This window comes from Vibrio lentus, assembly GCF_002875945.1.
Taxonomy (GTDB): Bacteria; Pseudomonadota; Gammaproteobacteria; order Enterobacterales; family Vibrionaceae; genus Vibrio; species Vibrio apostichopi.
In genome coordinates this window covers 1-1,054 of sequence record NZ_MCZK01000138.1, presented here as the reverse complement: position 1 = coordinate 1,054, position 1,054 = coordinate 1, and the positions used below count along the sequence as shown (strand labels likewise).

Sequence of the window (1,054 nt, the reverse complement as noted above, 5' to 3'; positions counted from 1 at the left end):
GGCTTTGTTGCGTAATTCAGTTTAGAGACAGAGCAGCCCCATTTCGTGCGTTTCCTAGTCAATACGGCAAGTTTCAGGCATACCTAACCCAGTGAGCTTGTTCAACGCTTTTATCATCGCGTAAGTTTCACCCACTTGTGCATTGTAATTTCTTAAACTTAAACGACCACCAAGTAACTGTTTAACTCGATACATCGCTGTTTCTGAGAGGGAGCGTTTGTGGTAACCGTACCGCTCTTTCCAATACTTATTTGAGCCATATAACTTCTGGCAACCTACTGCGAGATTTCGGGGATGCCCCCGCTCCCAGAAGGCAGCCCCTTCTCTTGGAGGAATAAGCGCAACGGCTCGCTTAATCTTAATTGCATCGTGACATGCTCTCGTATCATAAGCGCCATCACCAGACACCTCGTGGATACTTCGGCGAGTTTGTTTCAGTAAATTCGGGAGTACTTCTCCATCTGTAACTGTCGATAGACTTAGCTCGGTTGCAATAATTTCATGAGTGTTTGTATCAACGGCAATATGAAGTTTTCGCCAGACTCTACGCTTGCCGTCTGTCCCGTGTTTTTTGACTTTCCATTCACCTTCGCCGTAAACCTTAAGGCCAGTCGCATCAATAGCTAGATGTTGTATCGCACCTCTCGTTTTAGTCTTAAATGAGACCTCAACTTGCTTGGCTCTACGACTGATGCAGGTGTAATGCGGACAACTTAACGGCACATGGGCTAACCTAAATATCGAGTCGATAAATCCTTGTAGCGCTCTCAGTGGCATAGAAAAAACTCGTTTCACCATGAGTGCTGTCGTAATAGCTAAATCACTGAACCGACGTGGCCTCCCGCGCTTATTCTGTTTGCTTTGCGCCCAACCGCTTATCGCCTCTTCATCAATCCAAAAGGTCAGAGAGCCACGGTTAATGAGTGATTGGTTGTATTGCTTCCAGTTGGTTGTTTTGTAACGAGGTTTAGGCATAGGGCTACGAGAGGGAGTGAATGTAGCTGATCAGATCGTAGGTTTTAGGTTTAGTTCCAATGAATTACGCAACAAAGCC

At 45.8% G+C, this 1,054-nt stretch carries 1 protein-coding gene; it reads right to left on the bottom strand.

The annotated features are described in order from the left end of the window. Positions 1-54: 54 nt before the first annotated feature. Positions 55-975, bottom strand: coding sequence for an IS5 family transposase (locus BCT49_RS15120; protein WP_102436301.1), 921 nt, complete (start codon positions 973-975; stop codon positions 55-57). Between the last annotated feature and the right edge of the window lie 79 nt (positions 976-1,054).